Consider the following 18,462-nt stretch of genomic DNA (forward strand, 5'->3'; position numbering starts at 1 on the left):
GTGTCCACATGAAAGCAGATATTTTACTCGTTTCACATAGCAAAATGATTACAGATGGTATTAAAGAGATGATTGAACAGATGAATGCCAGTGAAGAAATTACGATTCATTCACTTGGTGGCACATCAGATGGTTCATTAGGTTCAGATCCAATGAAAATCATTGACACGATTAACGAAGCGGACTCTGACCGAGAATTTTTAATTTTTGCCGATTTAGGCAGTGCCGTTTTAAGTTCAGAATTAGCTTTTGATATGCTAGAAGAAGACCAACAGAAACATTATCATTTAGTCGATGCACCATTGGTTGAAGGTGCCTTTGCGGCAGCAATTACTGCAGGTGTCTCAGATGATTTGACGCAAATTTTAGCAGAAGCTCAAAATGCTGGTAAGAAAGGGTGGAACTAAATGAAAAAAATTATTAATGAACCTGGTAAAATTGTCGAAGAAATGCTCCAAGGAATTGTGAAAAGCTATGGAAACCTTGTTCATCAAGTCGAAGATTCTCGCGTGATTGCTCGCAACGACTCAAACAAACAAGTTGGGTTAGTATCTGGTGGCGGAAGTGGTCATGAGCCTGCACATGCTGGGTTTGTTGGTGATGGAATGTTAAATGCCGCAGTTTTAGGTGATGTCTTTACTTCACCAACACCAGATCAAATTTTAACAGGGATCCAAGCGGCAGACCAAGGGGCCGGTGTTCTGTTAATCGTAAAAAATTATACAGGCGATATTTTGAACTTTGAAATGGCCAAAGATATGGCTGATATGGAAGACATTCATGTAGAAATGGTCGTTGTCGATGACGATATTGCTGTCGAAGATAGCACCTATACCGCTGGAAAACGAGGCGTTGCCGGGACTGTTCTTGTCCATAAAATTTTAGGGCATCATGCCCGCCAAGGTGCTTCTTTAGAAGAGCTCGTTTCTTTAGGAGAAAAGATTGTAGCAGCCACGAAAACAATTGGAGTGGCTTTAAAAGCAGCCACTGTGCCTGAAGTTGGCAAACCAGGTTTTACTTTACCAGAAGATGAAATTGAATTTGGCGTAGGGATTCACGGAGAACCAGGCTATCGTCGTGAAAAAATCCAACCATCGAAAGAGTTAGCGAAAGAATTAGTTGAAAAAACATTAAGTAGCTATGAACAACAACCACAAACAGTGGGGGTACTTGTCAATGGCATGGGCGGCACGCCATTAATGGAACAATTTGTATTTATGAACGACGTGCTAACATTATTAGAAGATAAAGGTGTTCAAGTGACCTTCCATAAAGTGGGTAACTATATGACGTCTATTGACATGCAAGGATTATCTTTAACGATGATTGACTTGGCGACAAAAGACTGGCAAACAGCGCTAGAAAGCAATGTAACAACAATTTCTTGGTAAGGGTGATAAAAGATGGAATTAACAGTAAAAGACATTCAAACATGGTTAGACAATTATTCAAAAGTTATCGAAGAAAAAAAAGACTATTTAAGTGAATTAGACACGCCGATTGGTGATGGGGATCACGGTAACAACATGGCTCGTGGTATGGCTGAATACAAAATTGCGTTTGACAAAAAAGTACCAACAACAATCACGGAGACATTTAAAGTCCTATCCATGGCTTTAATTTCAAAAGTTGGCGGAGCTTCTGGTCCTTTATATGGTACTGCGTTTATGAATATGACTAAAGCGACAAAAGATTTGGAAACCATCAGTTCGCCAGAGCAATTAAAAGAAATTGTTCAGCAAGGTCTAGCTGGGATTCAGATGCGTGGCAAAGCTGAACCAGGAGATAAAACGATGGTTGATGTCTGGGCACCTGTTGCTGAAGTAATTGGAACGGAACAATTTAATGAAGAAAAAATTGAACAATTTGCTGAAGCAACAAAAGATTGGGTGGCGAAAAAAGGACGTGCCTCTTATTTAGGGGAACGAGCAATTGGTCATATTGATCCAGGAGCAGCATCTAGTGCATTATTATTTGAAGAACTAGTCAAAGTAATCAATCAATAACAGTGAGAAAAAAGTTTAGCAAGTGCCTCTCTTGAAGCGCTTGCTAAACTTTTTTATAAATAATGGTTTCTTTTGTTCATCTATGGGATAATTTAAGTAACAAAAAATAACAAAGATAGACAAATGGGGGATTTAAAGATGAAAAAGCATGTGATTGTGGGATGTTTATTAATCGTTAGCTCAATGTTTGTAAGTGCTTGTGGAAATTCGTCAGACGTGACCACGGAAAAAACCAGTGTCACAAAACAAGTCGAAGCTACGGGACAAAGCACATCCTCTTCTGTAGACCAAACCAAGTATGATGCCATTATTACAGAAGCTAAAAAGTTAACGGCAGAGGGGCAATATAAAGAATCAGAAGAAAAATTAGCTACGATCCCTGTTAGCGATTTAGGGAAACCTCACTATTCGATCGTTAAAGAAACGGTTGAGAAACTAAATAATCAAAATAATGAAGGCTTAAAAAGACAAGAAGAAGTCGCGGTTGAAAAGCAAACGAAGTCGAGTCCGGCACCAACGGAATCACTTAAACCAATTCCAGATGAATTTGCTAAATGGGCAACCACGTATCTTTTTTATTATCCACGAGGAGATCAAAAGCAAGCGGGGTTAATCATTGAAGCGAATGGAGCGGTCACGCAGACGAATACGAATGGCGAAATTTACACAGGAAAAGCCGAAATAAGTGGAGCTTCGGGCACTATTTTAAGTTATGATACGACTAGTTATCGCCCGACGACCCAACCAGCTACAAAATCGATTACTCCAAATGTTAAAATCACTGTTACTTGGAACAATGGCGGCGGTGTTGATGTTTATTATGGCTACGTTTCTTATTCACAACGTTTAGCTTTGACAGATGGTATCGCCGTGACAGACGGGGTCAAAGAAGTTTGGCTTTCATAAAAAGAGCTAGACATTTAAGCAAAAACTTGAATGTCTAGCTCTTTTGTTGATTGAATCGGGGGATTTAAATACTTAGTTTCGATAAGAACGAACGGTATTATTAATAGCAGAAATACTATATTTTAATTCATCTTCTAACGTTTGATCAATGTCTGTGTCTAAAGTTTCTGCAAACATGGCTTCATATTCAGCGATAGAAAGTTCTGTCCGATTATCTAGCAGTGCTAAATGAGTTTCTTTTTGTAAATGATTTTGATAACCAGCTACTAATTCGCCAGTGAAAAATTCAGCGACAGCACCAGAACCATAACTGAATAACCCAATTTGATTGCCTGCGGTTAAAGTCGTTGCATTTTCTAAAAGGGAAATGAGTCCCAGATAAAGTGAACCCGTATACAAGTTTCCTACGCGACGACTATAGATGATGCTTTCTTCATAACGAGCTAAAATTCGTTCCTGTTCTGCTTCAGTTTGGTCGGAGATTTTTGCTAATAAGGCTTTTTTGCCCATTTTTGTGTAAGGAATATGGAACGCTAAAGCATCATAATCTACAAAATCAAGACCGGTTCGTTTTTTATGTTCATCCCAGACTTGGGCAAAAGATTGGATGTAGGTTTCGTTTGACAAAGGACCATCGACCATAGGATATGGATGGCCTGTTGGACGCCAAAAGTCATAGATATCTTGCGTCAGCATCACATTATCCTCTTTTAAAGCCAAGATGCGCGGTTCACTAGCAACTAACATTGCAACCGCCCCAGCTCCTTGTGTAGGCTCACCGCCAGAATTTAATCCATATTTTGCAATATCTGCTGCTACAACCAAGACTTTTTTATCTGGATGTAAGGCTACGTGATTCTTAGCTAACTGTAAGCCTGCTGTTGCTCCGTAACAAGCTTCCTTGATTTCGAAAGAGCGAGCGAAAGGTTGAATCCCCATTAAACGATGTAAGACAACTGCGGCCGCTTTTGACTCATCGATACTGGACTCAGTCCCGACAATCACCATATCAATGGCCTCTTTATCTTCTTTGGTCAAGATCGCTTCTGCGGCATTGGCTGCAAATGTCACAATATCTTGGCTGATTGGGTTCACCGCCATTTGGTCTTGCCCAATACCAATATGAAATTTTCCAGGGTCTACATTTCTGGCTTCAGCCAGTGCCGTCATATCAATATAATAAGGGGGCACAAAAAAACTAATTTTATCAATCCCAATTGTCATTTCTTTAACTCCTTTACGATAAATAGATTCATTATATAAAATAGCACGAAATGAACCAAAATGGGGAATTTTTGTATTAACTTCATAGATTATTAAAAAATATCTTATAAGTCTGTTAACATTCAGTAATTGGCACTTGTGATTCTGGGATTTTATGATATATTTCAAGATGGAGGTGCATTTAGTTGAAAACAGTAGTTATTATTGATGCATTACGAACACCAATTGGAAAATATAAAGGCAGCTTAAGTCAAGTAAGTGCCGTAGACTTAGGAACACATGTTACAACACAACTTTTAAAAAGACATTCCACTATTTCTGAAGAAATTGATCAAGTAATCTTTGGAAATGTTTTACAAGCTGGAAATGGCCAAAATCCCGCACGACAAATAGCAATAAACAGCGGTTTGTCTCATGAAATTCCCGCAATGACGGTTAATGAGGTCTGCGGATCAGGAATGAAGGCCGTTATTTTGGCGAAACAATTGATTCAATTAGGGGAAGCGGAAGTTTTAATTGCTGGCGGGATTGAGAATATGTCCCAAGCACCTAAATTACAACGATTTAATTACGAAACAGAAAGCTACGATGCGCCTTTTTCTAGTATGATGTACGATGGGTTAACGGATGCCTTTAGTGGTCAAGCAATGGGCTTAACTGCTGAAAATGTGGCCGAAAAGTATCATGTAACTAGAGAAGAGCAAGATCAATTTTCTGTACATTCACAATTAAAAGCAGCTCAAGCACAAGCAGAAGGAATATTCGCTGACGAAATAGCTCCCTTAGAAGTGTCAGGAACGCTTGTGGAGAAAGATGAAGGGATTCGCCCTAATTCGAGCGTTGAGAAGCTAGGAACGCTTAAAACAGTTTTTAAAGAAGACGGTACCGTGACAGCAGGGAATGCATCAACCATTAATGATGGAGCTTCTGCTTTGATTATTGCTTCACAAGAATATGCCGAAGCACACGGTCTTCCTTATTTAGCTATTATTCGAGACAGTGTGGAAGTCGGTATTGATCCAGCCTATATGGGAATTTCGCCGATTAAAGCCATTCAAAAACTGTTAGCGCGGAATCAACTTACTACGGAAGAAATTGATCTGTATGAAATCAACGAAGCATTTGCAGCAACTTCAATTGTGGTCCAAAGAGAACTGGCTTTACCAGAGGAAAAGGTCAACATTTATGGTGGCGGTATTTCATTAGGTCATGCGATTGGTGCCACAGGTGCTCGTTTATTAACAAGTTTAAGTTATCAATTAAATCAAAAAGAAAAAAAATATGGCGTGGCTTCTTTATGTATCGGCGGTGGCTTAGGACTCGCTATGCTACTAGAGAGACCTCAGCAAAAAAAAAACAGCCGATTTTATCAAATGAGTCCTGAGGAACGCCTGGCTTCTCTTCTTAATGAAGGCCAGATTTCTGCTGATACAAAAAAAGAATTTGAAAATACGGCTTTATCTTCGCAGATTGCCAATCATATGATTGAAAATCAAATCAGTGAAACAGAAGTGCCGATGGGCGTTGGCTTACATTTAACAGTGGACGAAACTGATTATTTGGTACCAATGGCGACAGAAGAGCCCTCAGTTATTGCGGCTTTGAGTAATGGTGCAAAAATAGCACAAGGATTTAAAACAGTGAATCAACAACGCTTAATGCGTGGACAAATCGTTTTTTACGATGTTGCAGATCCCGAGTCATTGATTGATAAACTACAAGTAAGAGAAGCGGAAATTTTTCAACAAGCAGAGTTAAGTTATCCATCTATCGTAAAACGGGGCGGCGGCTTAAGAGATTTGCAGTATCGTGCTTTTGATGAATCATTTATATCTGTCGACTTTTTAGTAGATGTTAAGGATGCAATGGGGGCAAATATCGTTAATGCTATGTTGGAAGGTGTGGCCGAGTTGTTCCGTGAATGGTTTGCGGAGCAAAAGATTTTATTCAGTATTTTAAGCAATTACGCAACGGAGTCGGTTGTTACGATGAAAACGGCTATTCCAGTTTCACGTTTAAGTAAGGGGAGCAATGGCCGGGAAATTGCTGAAAAAATTGTTTTAGCTTCACGCTATGCTTCATTAGATCCTTATCGGGCAGTCACGCATAACAAAGGGATCATGAATGGCATTGAAGCTGTCGTTTTAGCTACAGGAAATGATACACGCGCTGTTAGCGCTTCTTGTCATGCTTTTGCGGTGAAGGAAGGTCGCTACCAAGGTTTGACTAGTTGGACGCTGGATGGCGAACAACTAATTGGTGAAATTTCAGTTCCGCTTGCGTTAGCCACGGTTGGCGGTGCCACAAAAGTCTTACCTAAATCTCAAGCAGCTGCTGATTTGTTAGCAGTGACGGATGCAAAAGAACTAAGTCGAGTAGTAGCGGCTGTTGGTTTGGCACAAAATTTAGCGGCGTTACGGGCCTTAGTCTCTGAAGGAATTCAAAAAGGACACATGGCTCTACAAGCACGTTCTTTAGCGATGACGGTCGGAGCTACTGGTAAAGAAGTTGAGGCAGTCGCTCAACAATTAAAACGTCAAAAAACGATGAACCAAGACCGAGCCTTGGCTATTTTAAATGATTTAAGAAAACAATAAAAAAACAGTTCAGCAGAAATTATTCTGCTGAACTGTTTTTTTTCACATTAGGTAGCCGTTTCAGGCCACGAATTGGTTTTACTTTTAAGACATCTAAGAAGAAAGTGAACACAGGGATTCCTACAATAAGTCCCCATACACCAAAGAGACGCTCACTAACTAATAAGATGACAAACGTATAAAAGATTGGTAACTCTGTTTTACTAGACATGAATTTAGGATTTAGCACGTAAGATTCAAATAAATGGACGATTGTAATTAAAGCTAAGATATAAATCACATCGTTCAAGCCACCTTGGGAATAAGCGATGAAACTTAGCGGAATGCAGGAAATAATCACACCAGCAACTGGGACTAAGCTCAAAATGAAGATCATAATGGCTAAACTAGGTAACTGAGTAAAGCCGATTATCGCCAAGGCCAAGGTAGTAATGACTGTATTCACCACAGCAATGAAAAACTGAGCTTCCATTACGACACCAAATGTGTTGACGAACTTGTTGGCAAAATAATAGATATCCTGAAAAAACCAATCAAAATCACTTTTTAAAAATAACTTAGAAAAATCAGCCATTTGCTTCTTCTCAATCATAAAGAAGAAACTTAAAATAAAGGACATGACAAATGATAAGCCGACAGCGCCAATATCTTGAATGTAGCGTAAAATCATTGAAGCGCCATTCTGGAGTTGAGAGAGTAAGTTAGATTTTTCCAAGTATTGATCAATAAATTGCAATACTTGATTTGTATCTGTATGTGGACTTTGATAAAAATCAACTACAGAATTAATCATTTGAGTCGTTTGGTTAACTAGAACGGGAACATATTTAGTAATCGCTAAATAGATGAGAAAAACAACCAATGCATAGGTTAAGAGAACGATGACAATCGTCGGGATTTTCATATAGCGTTGAACAAAATGGACCAAACGAACAGCTAAATAGGTAAAGATAAATGTTAAAAGAATTGTTGTAATCATACTTCTGGATAAATAAAGCACAAAAATAATCAAAGCAAGGACGCAAAAACGTCGCAAACGTTCATTTTGAATAAATTTTTGATACAAACTCATAGGGGAAACTCCTTCTTTACTGAATAATCAATCCTGTTAAGAATAACATAACCATACCGATGGCAGCTAGGCCGCAAACAATAATATGGCGGCGTTTGTACATCACTACAATGGCGATGAACTCTCGGATAAACGCGTTAGGTAAAAAATAAAAAGCGGTTTTTGCACCAATGCCATCAGCTTTTAAGCCAGCCATTCGAGCGAAAAGACCCGCTCGGAAAAGGTGATAATTGTTTGTAGTAAAAATGGCTTGGAAATTAGCATTTCCAAAATCCTCAATCATTGTTTCTTTGGAAAAACGCATATTTTCTAGTGTGTTTTTTGAATGAGCTTCTACTAAAATATCATCATCAGGAATACCTTGTGTCAAAGCATACATTTTCATCGCGACACTTTCAGGAAGTAATTCATCAGGGCCTTGGCCACCAGACATGACGATTTTTGGTGGATTTAACGTTGCGCGATTTTGAGCCTTGTAAAATTGAATGGCTTTGTTGATGCGGGCTTGCAATAACGGCGGCACAATCTCACCATTGATTAACCCCGAACCTAACACAACAATATAATCCTGTGTATATTTTGGCTGATTAAATTGATACAATGTAGAAACAGTTAAAAAATTATAAAAAACAAACGCGAAATAAGTCAAAATAAATGGCGCAATAGTTAATGGTAAGGAGAGCCACGTTGGTAACAACGATTGAAAAAAGAAATTATAAATTAATAGTAATGTTAAGCCAATTGCCAGCAACAACGTCAACAAGTTCCCTAGAGACCGACCTTCTTTTCTCATAACAACGACCGCATTCCAATAGAGGAAAATAATTAAGGCATAGAGTCCTAAAGCCAAAGCGATAAAAATTGCCAGCAGGGCAATAATTGCTAAGGTGATTAGAAAGTAGTTGTTTGTACGAATCGCAGTAATCCCTAAATAAGTCGCTAGAACCACAAGAAAAATATTAAATAATGTTCCATTCAGTAAACGCCTTTTTTCTTTGAAGTAGAAGAGCGCAAACAAGCCAAAAAAAGCAATGGGAATTAAAAAGAAGGCTGTGCCACGAATGATTTCTAAATATAAAACATATGAGAAGAACATAAAGACAGTCCAGCCAAACATCCACGGCAACCAATCGTGTTCTTTTTTCTTTTTCCGCCACGAGGGAATGAAAAAGAGACCCAATAAATAAACACCTAAAAAGGTTAAATCACCATAAAATTGCATAAATAAACTCCTTTAAAACATTTTTCCTCTTCAGTATAACGAAAACTCTTCAAAAAAAATAGAGGAAGCACTTAGTTTCAGAAAGTTTTCTTGTTCTTTTTTTTATAAAAAAAACCTGACGATTAACGTCAGGTTTTTGAGTCAGTATTGTTTAATTAAGCTTTAGTAACGTTAGTTGCTTGAGGGCCACGTTGACCTTCTTCGATTTCGAAAGTTACTGCTTGACCTTCTTCTAAAGTTTTGAAGCCGTCACCTTGGATAGCTGAGAAATGTACGAATACATCGTTTCCGTTTTCTGCAGTGATGAAGCCAAAGCCTTTGTCTGAGTTAAACCATTTTACTGTACCTGTTTCCATAATAAATATCCTCCTAGATGTGTGTTATAACACATTCATATTTTGCAATTACTTGAAAGGTGAAAAATGTGGAAGATGTTTATTTGAAACAGCTACCCATATTACCGAACAAAAACTACATCTATTACTATAGCATACTAACTGGTTTTTGTATAGCGATAACCTTATTTTCTTTTTTATCGGATGTTTTTTAAAAACTAGAAAGTGAAGATAAGGCTGTTATAGTGCTGTTTCAATAAGTCTCAGAAAAAAAGCCCATTGTAAGGCGCTTTCTTACAATGGGCTTTTTGCCTGTTTTTAATAACGGAGGATAGCCGCTAAAGATTTTTCATCTGGTGCAGCTTTTTGGTCTAAAACAAAAACTTGACCGCCGTTTTGAATGACTTGGTAAGCAATGGTGTTTAAAAGTTTGCGACGATCATACTCTTCAGATGACATTTCATTGTTTTCAGTAACAAAGAGTGACGTTGCAATAAAAAGATGGGAAATTTTGCCGTCAGCTGCCGCTGGCGAAATATCTGTAAATTGATCTAAGAATTTACGATCTAGTAATTTGTTATAAGAAGCTGTTTCTTTTTCTGTTAACTCTGCTGCTATTTTTTCACTAGCGCTGCGGATATCTTGAATGGTTGCTTGTGCAGGTGAAGCAGCAACTGAAATTGAGCAATCATAATAAGGATTTTTAGCAATCTTTTTAAAGAGTGTTTGGTTTTCTGGTAAAGCATAAAGATAAAGCGGTAATTTTTCAGGATTATCCAGTTGATCTTTTAAGAAAGTATCGACTGCTTGATAGTAGTTCACCCAATCAATTTCAACTTCTTTATCTTTAGTATTGATGCTATGATAAGCGACACCTTCTTTAGAACCGTTAGAACTACCTTGAGTTGAAAAGTTTAAATTACCACCCGTTAATTCATCACCTAAAGCTGTGACCACGTCTGTTGGCGCGTCTTTAGGCAATTCAACAGGAGTCACAGTCGTATGATCAACCTTGTAAAGTTTCATTGAATCGCGATTTAGAGCAAGTAGGTAATAATGGTAGTTAAATTGTTTGTCTTTGACTAGTCCAAGTAAATAAGGAATCGTGTCCACGTAATATTGATCGTCAACGGGCACATCTAATCGTTGAACAAAGGTGTTTTCTGGAGATAAGATGATTGAAACACTTGCTGTGCCGTTGCGCCAGAAGGAAGCATCAGCTAGAAGTGCGTCAATTTTTTCTTGGAAAACAGCCCATTTTTCCTCAGGAAATTTTTTTTCAAAGCGTGTTTTTGCCGCTTTTGCAAAATTTTTCAAAACAAGCGAATCTTTTTCTACGTTTTGATGAGCGACATGGGTGTTAAACAAGAAAGTAACAAACGGTCCATGAACTTCTTCAGAAAATAATGTTGATAAGCTATCTTTTTTTTGATTTGCCATAATAAAATCCCCCTTCTAAAAGTAAGTGTAGCACAGGAAATCGAATGTTTAAAACAATATGTTCAATAAAAGAAAACGCTTTAAATAATCTAAATAAAGGACTGTTAATGGTGTTCTAATAAAAGTTTTATAAAAAATATAGCTGAAACTCATGATAAAAAAGGCACAAACCACTATACTTACGTTATGCCAATTATCCCGAATTGGTTTTTTCATACTTACTCCTACCAAGAGTAAATAACAACCTTCATTTCCACCACAGACGACGGTCGTGGTGGTTTTTTTTGTTTAGGTTCTAGTTTTTGCTATCAATTGACTAGGAGAAGTGAACGTTCTTTAAGAATTTGTCATTTCAAATTTACGGAACCGCAAGAAACGATTTGCTTCTTCCTCTAACTGAGTAATTTCTTCTTCTGTTAACTCTTCCGTAGTAATGTGAATATGTAACTCTTTTTGTGTGCTTGTCATAGGTGCCTGATGATTGATCTCTGTTTGTTGGGTGCGGCCCATTAAATAGTCCAAGGAAACAGAAAAATAGTCTGCTATTTTTAAAAGATTCTCTACTTTAGGCGAAGAGGTATCCCAACGACGAATTTGTCCATTGGAAATGCCGACGTTTCTTTCTAATTGGGCGAGGGTTAATTGCTTTGACTGAGCTAGTTGTTTAATGCGAGAAATTAAGGTCATTTCAAGTCCTCCTTGCGTTTTCCGTTTGCTAATTTTAAATTAGCGTAAAAGCGAATGGTTGTCAATTGCGAGCGTGTAATAAGAAGGTGAACATCTCATGAGTGATTTTTTAGAAAATTTCCGATGAAAAAAAGAAGAAATAGAGTTATTATTAGTAAGTAAACTGTTTTGGAGCGAGAGGGGATGAATCAATGGAGAAAATTAAAAGTTACCAAGAGGATTCTGAAGTGCAGAAAAATCGTTGGTGGATCTTAGTTTCTGTGGCTATGTTTACCTTCATGTCTACATTAGATTCCAGCATTGTAAATATTGCTTTACCGACTATTTCAAAAGAAATGTCCGTACCCATGAATCAAGCGGAATGGGTCGTATCTATTTATTTAATGGTTGTCTGTGCTTGTTTATTATTATTTGGAAAAATTGGCGACAGTTTTGGAAAAATAAAAGTTTATCGAATTGGCACGGTTATTTTTACGATTGGTTCGTTACTTTGTGGCTTTAATCAATCGCTGAGCTTTCTATTATTTGCGCGAGTCGTTCAAAGTATTGGTGCTAGCATGACCATGGCGACCAATTCAGGAATTATTACGGAAGTATTCCCTTTAAATGAAAGAGGGCGGGCGCTTGGTGCAGTAGGAGCCTTTGTCTCTTTAGGCGCGATTGCTGGTCCTGGGATTGGTGGATTGATCTTATCAAACTTTTCTTGGTCGTATATTTTTTGGATTAATGTTCCTGTGGGGCTAGTTACAATTTTAATTGGTGAAAAGTTTCTACCAAAAGATATTACAAAAACAAAAGAAAAAATCGATTTTTCAGGATTTGCTTGTATTGCCATTGCGATTATGACGTTCTTCGGCGGGATTTTCCTCGGACAAGAGAGCGGGTTTGGCTCGTTACAATCCTATTTATTGTTCATTATTGCAGTAATCGCATTAGGATTATTTATAATGGTTGAACGAAAAAGAAAAAGCCCACTTATTAAGTTCGCAATTTTTAAAAACAAAATTTTTACTTTAAGTTTATTGTCCGCCGTTTTAATTTTTGCCTCAAACTTTTTTGTAAATGTTGTCATTCCATTTTATTTGCAGGATGCACGCAAACTAAGTGCTAGTTATGCTGGTCTATTAATGATGGTATTTCCGTTATTAATGGTGGTTGGGGCTCCTCTGAGTGGCTATTTGACGGATAAAATTGGCCCAGGTATTTTAACATTTGGCGGATTGTTGCTTTTGTGCTGTACGTCGTTAATGTATATGTTTTTAGATATGAATTCGCCTATCTGGTATTATGTGATTGCAACAGCCATTATGGGCTTGGGAAATGCACTTTTCCAGTCTCCAAACAATACAATGGTTATGAGCAGTGTTGAAAAGCAAGATTTAGGTGTAGCAGGAAGTATGAATTCTTTTGCTAGAAACTTAGGAATGGTCATTGGGATTGCGTTGTCAACGACCATTTTATATCGTGGTATGAGCGAAGCCTATGGTGAACGAGTAACCACGTATCTGGCTAATCGCCCAGATATATTTATTGTGGGAATGCGTGAAACCTTTTTTGTCGCCTTTCTATTATGTGTGGCGGCCTTTATATTAACGATTTTACGTTTTCGGAAAACAACCAAATAAGTAAAAAGAAGCAGACGAGAAAGATTCATGATTTTTCTCGTCTGTTTCTTTACTAGCTAAGAAAATAAGCAAATGCGATTGTATATTTCTAATTCTCTGTTACAATAAAGAAAGTAAACTGTACTAAACTGTACTACTTTTAAGAATGAATTTGACGATTAATTATCATAAGAGTGTGTAGAAAATACCGTAGGAGGAATACAAATGGAACTGATAGGACATGGACATTCATGTATTGAAATTCGTCTAAACGACGGCACGAACCTTTTATTTGATCCTTTTATTAATGGCAACCCTTTAGCGGACGTTTCACTTGAAGATTTACACCCTGATTACATCTTAATCACCCACGGACACAGCGATCATATTGGCGATATGCTAGCAATTGCTCAAGCCAACAAGGCAACGATTATTGCGATAGCTGAAGTGGCTACGTATGCACAGTCGCAAGGGGTAAAAGCGCATGGAATGAATCTAGGTGGGCGTTATGTCTTTCCTTTTGGTTCGGTTAAATTTGTGCCAGCTTTGCATAGTTCCGGTTATGAAATAGACGGCGTAATGACCTACATGGGCGAAGCAAGTGGGATTATTTTAGAAGCAGAAGATAAAAAAATTTATCACGCTGGTGATACGGCGTTGTTTTCAGATATGCGCCTTTTTGCAAAAGACAAATCCATTGATGTAGCGTTCTTACCAATTGGTGATAATTACACGATGGGACCAGAGGATGCGCTAGAAGCAGTCTCTTACTTAAATCCCAAAATAACCATTCCAATTCATTACAATACCTTTCCTGTTATCCAACAAAATCCAGCAATATTCGTAGAGCAAGTAGTTGGCGGGAAAGTATTAAACCCAGGAGAGACGATCCTAGTTTAGGAGGAAATTATGGCGACGAAACATGATCAAATTTTAAAACATATTGAAGAATTACCAATTGGCGATCGAATCTCTGTTCGAAGTATTGCCAAAAGTTTAAGTGTTAGTGAAGGAACAGCGTATCGGGCCATCAAAGATGCAGAAAATATTGGGCTTGTTTCCACCATTCAACGTGTTGGTACGATACGAATTGAGCGGAAGTTAAAAAAACATATTGAAAAATTAACATTTGGTGAAGTGGTCCGGATTATTGAAGGGGATGTGTTAGGCGGTAGCTCTGGTCTAGACAAAGTCCTTAATAAATTTGTAATTGGTGCGATGACAGAAACCGCGATGACGCGATATATTACTCCCGGATCCTTAATGATTGTTGGTAACCGCCAAGGTGTGCAAAAGCTTGCTTTAGAAAATGGGGCAGCCGTTTTAATTACAGGTGGATTTGAAACATCTGAAGAGATTGCGCAGTTAGCAGATCGTCTGGGTATGCCTGTCTTGAGAACCACATATGATACATTTACTGTGGCTACTATGATTAACCGTGCTTTAAGTGATCAGCTGATTAAAAAAGACATTTTACTCGTCAGTGATATTTATACAGCGCTTGAAAAAACCAATTATTTATTGACAACTCAGACGATTGCAGATTATCAGGCATTATCTGAAAGTACCCATCATTCTCGTTTCCCAGTAGTAAATAAGAAATTACGTTTAGTGGGGATTGTCACAGCCAAAGATGTCATTGGTAAAAGTGAACATTTAACCGTGGATAAAGTCATGACAAAGGATCCCAATGTTGTGAAAAAGATGATGAGTGTAGCGAGTGTCAGTCATCAAATGATTTGGGATGGTCTAGAAGTCATGCCGGTGGTGGAAGATGATTTAGCGCTTGTTGGGATTGTTTCTCGCCAAGATGTGATGAAAGCTATGCAATTGGTGCAACGACAACCACAAATTGCAGATACAATTTCAGATCAAATTTCCGGGGAAGTGATGCCTGTTGAAGAAAATGGCAAAGAAACAACCCGTTTTCGTTTTTCGGTTGCGCCCCAAATGGTTAACAGTGTTGGTACCATCTCGTTTGGTGTCCTAAGTGAAATTATTTCTAACGTGACACAACGAACAATGTTGATGAATCAAAAAAGAAATGTATTAATTGAACAAGTGAATCTACATTATTTGCGGCTAATCCAGTTGGAAAGTGAATTGGACATTCGTCCACGGATTTTAGAAATTGGTCGTCGCTCTGCAAAATTAGATATTGAAGTTTATTTAGAAAATGTCATTGTGGCAAAAGCAATTGTTGTTTGCCAAGTGATGGAGAGAACGTAGGAGGCTACAAAGAATGGACGTAGTAAAAGAAATTATGGCAGCAATTAAACAATATGAAACAATTATTATTCATAGACATCAAAGGCCCGATCCAGATGCAATTGGCTCACAGGTTGGGTTAGCAGAACTCTTAAGAGCGAGCTTTCCTGAAAAAAATATTTATCAAGTAGGCGGACCAGTGGAAGGCTTAGAGTTTTTAGCTGAAATGGACGTTATTACTGACGATGTCTATCGAGGTGCATTAGTCATTGTAACAGATACTGCAAATGCTCCACGAATTAGTGATGCGCGTTTTTCTTTAGGCGATCAATTAATTAAAATCGATCATCATCCGAATGATGAACCTTATGGAGATTTAGTTTGGGTGAATACAAATGCAAGTAGTTGTAGTGAAATTATTGTTGATTTTTGGCAACAGCATTTAGCAGAATTAACGATGACAGATAATGCAGCTCGTTTATTGTATGCTGGGATTGTGGGGGATACAGGACGTTTTCTTTATCCTTCCACTTCGGCGCATACACTCGCTGTCGCTGCGCAATTGCGTACGTTTAACTTTAATGCCGCAGACTTAAATCGTGAGTTAGACCAAATGCCTTTAAAGGTTGCTAAATTAGCGGGTTATATTTATCAAAATTTAGAAATCGACGCAAATGGCGCTGCTCGTGTCGTTTTACCACAAAGTATTTTAAACAGTTATGATATTGTCGATTCTGAAACGGCAGCCATTGTTTCAATGCCAGGAAAAATTGAAGATGTTCTCTCATGGGCAATCTTTGTTGAACAGCCGGAAGGTTATTATCGCGTTCGGTTACGTTCCAAAGGACCAATCATTAATACAATTGCTAAAAAACATCATGGCGGCGGCCATCCTTTGGCAAGTGGCGCTAATGCCCGTGATGCAGCTGAAATTGAAGTGATTTACCAAGAAATCCAAGCAGCTTGCCAAGAGTGGGCTCAAAAATAAATAAGTAATTAGAAAGTAGTTATCGGACGTTGATAAATCATTAGGACTACTTTTCATTCACTAGAAAATAAGGTAAAATGAAAAAGAATTATTTTTTACAAAGGAGAACGTTAATGACAGAGCAATTACCAAACTGCCCTGAATGTGGGTCGGCATATGCCTATGAAGATCGCGGATTATTTATTTGTCCTGAATGCGGTCATGAATGGTCACCAACAGAAGAAGTTGCAGAAGAAGGCTTAGTAGTCAAGGACTCAAATGGCAATCTTTTAGCGGATGGTGACAGTGTTACTGTAATCAAAGATTTGAAAGTTAAAGGTGCCAGTGGCGCAATTAAACAAGGCACAAAAGTGAAAAACATTCGTTTAGTGGAAGGTGATCATAACATCGATTGTAAGGTAGATGGCTTTGGTCCAATGAAGTTAAAATCAGAGTTTGTTAAGAAAAATTAAATTTCATTTGAATGATGAGACAGTAAGAGTCTAGGACACAACCATCGTCCTAGACTCTTACTAATGTTTATCGGTCTTGTATTTTATCATTGTACGAAGGCCGTGCCAAGCGTTGTAAAGTGTGAGGATTAACCCGATACCTAAAGGAATCCATAACCATTGCGGAGAATAAGCGGCATCTTTTAACGTTTCAGGGTTGATGGTCCATGATTCTTGCAATACTTGGAAACTAAAAACCATGAGAAATGTTGAAATAAGTAACAAAATAAACCGTAAATAATGAATCGTTGTTTGACGGTGAATCAGTGCAAAGAGTAAGTAGAGCACAAGTAAAAATAGCGGCACTCCAAACGCAAAATATGGCTGTAACATGAGAACGTCCTCCTTTTTCTTAATGATACTGCAAAGGAGAGGATTTGCAAAATAAAATTTATTGTTGGTACATTTTTTTAGAAACAAGTATAGTGTTATTGAGGCATTCATACTTGAAATTGTTTATCTTGGAGGAATTTTTATGGCAGTATATAGCGAACCAATTAAATGGGCAATCATTATTTTCCCGTTTCTAGCATTTTTTATTTCTGGGGCATTATTAATATATGAATACCGCAAATATGGTTCATTTGTTTGGACACGAGCAATGATTTTGTATTCATTTGTTTTTTATTTATTATGTGCCTATTTCTTGGTAATTTTACCGTTGCCATCTCGGGCAGAAGTGGCTCAATACACAGGACCGACAATGGAACTGCGGCCTTTTCATTTTATTTCAGGGATTTTAAACGAAACTGTTTTTTCGCTCAAAGATCCTAGTACGTATTTGCCAGCATTAAAACAGCATGCCGTTTTAGAACCACTGTTTAATGTTTTATTAGTTTTACCTTTTGGTGTGTATTTACGGTATTATTTCAAATGTTCATTTTTAAAAACAGTTCTTGCGAGTTTTTTATTGTCATTATTTTTTGAATTAACACAGTTATCTGGCCTTTATTTTATTTATCCACGTTCGTATCGCTTGGCGGATGTCAATGATTTAATTAATAATACCGTCGGAGGCATAGTTGGTTATTGGTTGACGCCGCTCTTTACCTTTTTATTGCCAACAAGAGAAGAAATTGATGCCACCTCTTATGAAAAAGGGCAGACAGTTAGCCTGTTGAGACGTTTCTTTGCATGGGGGATTGATTGGTTGGTGATTGGCTTTGTGCAAGGCCTGCTCGTTTTTGGACTAAATTTCATTCCAGCTTATAAAAATTGGGCAACCAATTATCCGATTTTTTCAGATCGGATGTGGTTCTTTATCATGGTGTTTGCGGTCTTTATCGTCATGATGAAACTGACAAATGGTCAAACGTTAGGGAAAAAAGTTGTTCGCATTCGGGTGGTTGAAACAGGACATGAAAAAATTCGTTTAAAAGCCTTGTTTGTTCGCTACGGTTATTTGTATTTTGTGTATGGTTTAATTAGTATTTATCTAGCCAATGCCACTGATTTATTGAATTCTTCTAATCGGATGTTGCAAATGGTGTCACTGCTTCTGTATTTGTTCTGTTTAATTTTATATTTACTGTTTTTGATCAACGTTTTGTTAACCTTGATTCGTAAAAAACGGCGTTTGTTTTATGAAAAAGCCAGCCATACTTATACAGTCAGTACATTAGAAGTTGCGAAAACAAAGGAATCAGCAGGTGAGTAAAAGTTGTTTTTGTGTTATAATGCCA

The 18,462-nt window shown here is 37.8% G+C and carries 18 protein-coding genes; 11 read left to right on the forward strand and 7 right to left on the reverse strand.

Translation table 11 applies throughout. The features are described 5' to 3' along the window. Positions 1-8: 8 nt before the first annotated feature. The 4 genes from dhaM (at position 9) to IGL13_RS05650 (ending at position 2,912) form a co-directional block, all read left to right on the forward strand. Entirely contained in the window at positions 9-407 is a 399-nt protein-coding gene (gene dhaM / locus IGL13_RS05635) for a dihydroxyacetone kinase phosphoryl donor subunit DhaM (protein ID WP_002357762.1), read from the forward strand. After that, positions 408-1,391, forward strand: a complete 984-nt coding sequence (gene dhaK, locus IGL13_RS05640) for a dihydroxyacetone kinase subunit DhaK (RefSeq protein WP_002357760.1) — start codon at positions 408-410, stop codon at positions 1,389-1,391. A 12-nt stretch (positions 1,392-1,403) separates the two neighbouring features. Continuing rightward, the gene (dhaL, locus tag IGL13_RS05645; protein WP_002360441.1) at positions 1,404-2,006 is read left to right on the forward strand and encodes a dihydroxyacetone kinase subunit DhaL; all 603 of its coding nucleotides are present in this window, start codon (positions 1,404-1,406) and stop codon (positions 2,004-2,006) included. Between the two features lie 123 nt (positions 2,007-2,129). Next, positions 2,130-2,912 (forward strand): hypothetical protein, encoded by a 783-nt coding sequence (locus IGL13_RS05650; RefSeq protein WP_002394413.1) that lies wholly within the window; start codon positions 2,130-2,132, stop codon positions 2,910-2,912. A 72-nt stretch (positions 2,913-2,984) separates the two neighbouring features. Here IGL13_RS05650 and IGL13_RS05655 read toward each other — a convergent pair whose 3' ends face one another. After that, on the reverse strand, positions 2,985-4,136 hold the full coding sequence (locus tag IGL13_RS05655; protein ID WP_002371220.1) for a hydroxymethylglutaryl-CoA synthase: 1,152 nt from the start codon (positions 4,134-4,136) through the stop codon (positions 2,985-2,987). 185 nt (positions 4,137-4,321) lie between these two features. Here IGL13_RS05655 and IGL13_RS05660 point away from each other — a divergent pair, with 185 nt between their 5' ends. Then, complete coding sequence (locus tag IGL13_RS05660; protein ID WP_002393211.1) at positions 4,322-6,733, forward strand: hydroxymethylglutaryl-CoA reductase, degradative; 2,412 nt, start codon at positions 4,322-4,324, stop codon at positions 6,731-6,733. 19 nt (positions 6,734-6,752) lie between these two features. Here IGL13_RS05660 and IGL13_RS05665 read toward each other — a convergent pair whose 3' ends face one another. The 5 genes from IGL13_RS05665 to IGL13_RS05685 all read right to left on the reverse strand — a co-directional run bounded on the left by IGL13_RS05665 (position 6,753) and on the right by IGL13_RS05685 (position 11,489). Then, positions 6,753-7,805, reverse strand: coding sequence for an AI-2E family transporter (locus tag IGL13_RS05665; protein ID WP_002357754.1), 1,053 nt, complete (start codon positions 7,803-7,805; stop codon positions 6,753-6,755). 16 nt (positions 7,806-7,821) lie between these two features. After that, entirely contained in the window at positions 7,822-9,027 is a 1,206-nt protein-coding gene (locus tag IGL13_RS05670; protein WP_002382277.1) for a YdcF family protein, read from the reverse strand. A 155-nt stretch (positions 9,028-9,182) separates the two neighbouring features. Next, positions 9,183-9,383: a cold-shock protein gene (locus IGL13_RS05675; RefSeq protein ID WP_002357750.1), complete on the reverse strand. Its 201-nt coding sequence runs from the start codon at positions 9,381-9,383 to the stop codon at positions 9,183-9,185. A gap of 297 nt (positions 9,384-9,680) precedes the next feature. Then, positions 9,681-10,802 carry a hypothetical protein gene (locus IGL13_RS05680; RefSeq protein ID WP_002357749.1) on the reverse strand — a complete coding sequence of 374 codons (1,122 nt, stop codon included), beginning with the start codon at positions 10,800-10,802 and terminating at the stop codon, positions 9,681-9,683. A 336-nt stretch (positions 10,803-11,138) separates the two neighbouring features. Beyond that, positions 11,139-11,489 (reverse strand): helix-turn-helix domain-containing protein, encoded by a 351-nt coding sequence (locus IGL13_RS05685; RefSeq protein WP_002357747.1) that lies wholly within the window; start codon positions 11,487-11,489, stop codon positions 11,139-11,141. A gap of 191 nt (positions 11,490-11,680) precedes the next feature. Between IGL13_RS05685 and IGL13_RS05690 the strand changes: the two genes are divergently transcribed. The 5 genes from IGL13_RS05690 (at position 11,681) to IGL13_RS05710 (ending at position 16,741) form a co-directional block, all read left to right on the forward strand. Then, the gene (locus tag IGL13_RS05690) at positions 11,681-13,114 is read left to right on the forward strand and encodes an MFS transporter (protein ID WP_002357746.1); all 1,434 of its coding nucleotides are present in this window, start codon (positions 11,681-11,683) and stop codon (positions 13,112-13,114) included. Between the two features lie 204 nt (positions 13,115-13,318). Then, complete coding sequence (locus tag IGL13_RS05695) at positions 13,319-13,993, forward strand: metal-dependent hydrolase (RefSeq protein WP_002377640.1); 675 nt, start codon at positions 13,319-13,321, stop codon at positions 13,991-13,993. A gap of 9 nt (positions 13,994-14,002) precedes the next feature. Further along, positions 14,003-15,322, forward strand: coding sequence for a DRTGG domain-containing protein (locus IGL13_RS05700; RefSeq protein WP_002357743.1), 1,320 nt, complete (start codon positions 14,003-14,005; stop codon positions 15,320-15,322). Positions 15,323-15,335: 13 nt separating this feature from the next. Then, entirely contained in the window at positions 15,336-16,289 is a 954-nt protein-coding gene (locus IGL13_RS05705; protein ID WP_002357742.1) for a DHH family phosphoesterase, read from the forward strand. Positions 16,290-16,402: 113 nt separating this feature from the next. After that, on the forward strand, positions 16,403-16,741 hold the full coding sequence (locus IGL13_RS05710; protein ID WP_002357741.1) for a zinc ribbon domain-containing protein YjdM: 339 nt from the start codon (positions 16,403-16,405) through the stop codon (positions 16,739-16,741). A 60-nt stretch (positions 16,742-16,801) separates the two neighbouring features. Here IGL13_RS05710 and IGL13_RS05715 read toward each other — a convergent pair whose 3' ends face one another. Then, complete coding sequence (locus IGL13_RS05715) at positions 16,802-17,200, reverse strand: hypothetical protein (RefSeq protein WP_002382283.1); 399 nt, start codon at positions 17,198-17,200, stop codon at positions 16,802-16,804. A gap of 55 nt (positions 17,201-17,255) precedes the next feature. Here IGL13_RS05715 and IGL13_RS05720 point away from each other — a divergent pair, with 55 nt between their 5' ends. Further along, entirely contained in the window at positions 17,256-18,437 is a 1,182-nt protein-coding gene (locus tag IGL13_RS05720) for a VanZ family protein (protein ID WP_002357739.1), read from the forward strand. The last annotated feature ends 25 nt before the right edge of the window (positions 18,438-18,462 follow it).

This window comes from Enterococcus sp. DIV1937 (assembly GCF_050535975.1).
Classification (GTDB): domain Bacteria; phylum Bacillota; class Bacilli; order Lactobacillales; family Enterococcaceae; genus Enterococcus; species Enterococcus faecalis.

Bases quoted from the DNA above. Each gene is read 5' to 3' on its own strand.
- dhaM (WP_002357762.1), top strand. From the start codon at position 9: ATGAAAGCAGATATTTTACTCGTTTCACATAGCAAAATGATTACAGAT.
- dhaK (WP_002357760.1), top strand. From the start codon at position 408: ATGAAAAAAATTATTAATGAACCTGGTAAAATTGTCGAAGAAATGCTC.
- dhaL (WP_002360441.1), top strand. From the start codon at position 1,404: ATGGAATTAACAGTAAAAGACATTCAAACATGGTTAGACAATTATTCA.
- IGL13_RS05650 (WP_002394413.1), top strand. From the start codon at position 2,130: ATGGGGGATTTAAAGATGAAAAAGCATGTGATTGTGGGATGTTTATTA.
- IGL13_RS05655 (WP_002371220.1), bottom strand. From the start codon at position 4,136: ATGACAATTGGGATTGATAAAATTAGTTTTTTTGTGCCCCCTTATTAT.
- IGL13_RS05665 (WP_002357754.1), bottom strand. From the start codon at position 7,805: ATGAGTTTGTATCAAAAATTTATTCAAAATGAACGTTTGCGACGTTTT.
- IGL13_RS05670 (WP_002382277.1), bottom strand. From the start codon at position 9,027: ATGCAATTTTATGGTGATTTAACCTTTTTAGGTGTTTATTTATTGGGT.
- IGL13_RS05675 (WP_002357750.1), bottom strand. From the start codon at position 9,383: ATGGAAACAGGTACAGTAAAATGGTTTAACTCAGACAAAGGCTTTGGC.
- IGL13_RS05680 (WP_002357749.1), bottom strand. From the start codon at position 10,802: ATGGCAAATCAAAAAAAAGATAGCTTATCAACATTATTTTCTGAAGAA.
- IGL13_RS05685 (WP_002357747.1), bottom strand. From the start codon at position 11,489: ATGACCTTAATTTCTCGCATTAAACAACTAGCTCAGTCAAAGCAATTA.
- IGL13_RS05690 (WP_002357746.1), top strand. From the start codon at position 11,681: ATGGAGAAAATTAAAAGTTACCAAGAGGATTCTGAAGTGCAGAAAAAT.
- IGL13_RS05695 (WP_002377640.1), top strand. From the start codon at position 13,319: ATGGAACTGATAGGACATGGACATTCATGTATTGAAATTCGTCTAAAC.
- IGL13_RS05700 (WP_002357743.1), top strand. From the start codon at position 14,003: ATGGCGACGAAACATGATCAAATTTTAAAACATATTGAAGAATTACCA.
- IGL13_RS05705 (WP_002357742.1), top strand. From the start codon at position 15,336: ATGGACGTAGTAAAAGAAATTATGGCAGCAATTAAACAATATGAAACA.
- IGL13_RS05710 (WP_002357741.1), top strand. From the start codon at position 16,403: ATGACAGAGCAATTACCAAACTGCCCTGAATGTGGGTCGGCATATGCC.
- IGL13_RS05720 (WP_002357739.1), top strand. From the start codon at position 17,256: ATGGCAGTATATAGCGAACCAATTAAATGGGCAATCATTATTTTCCCG.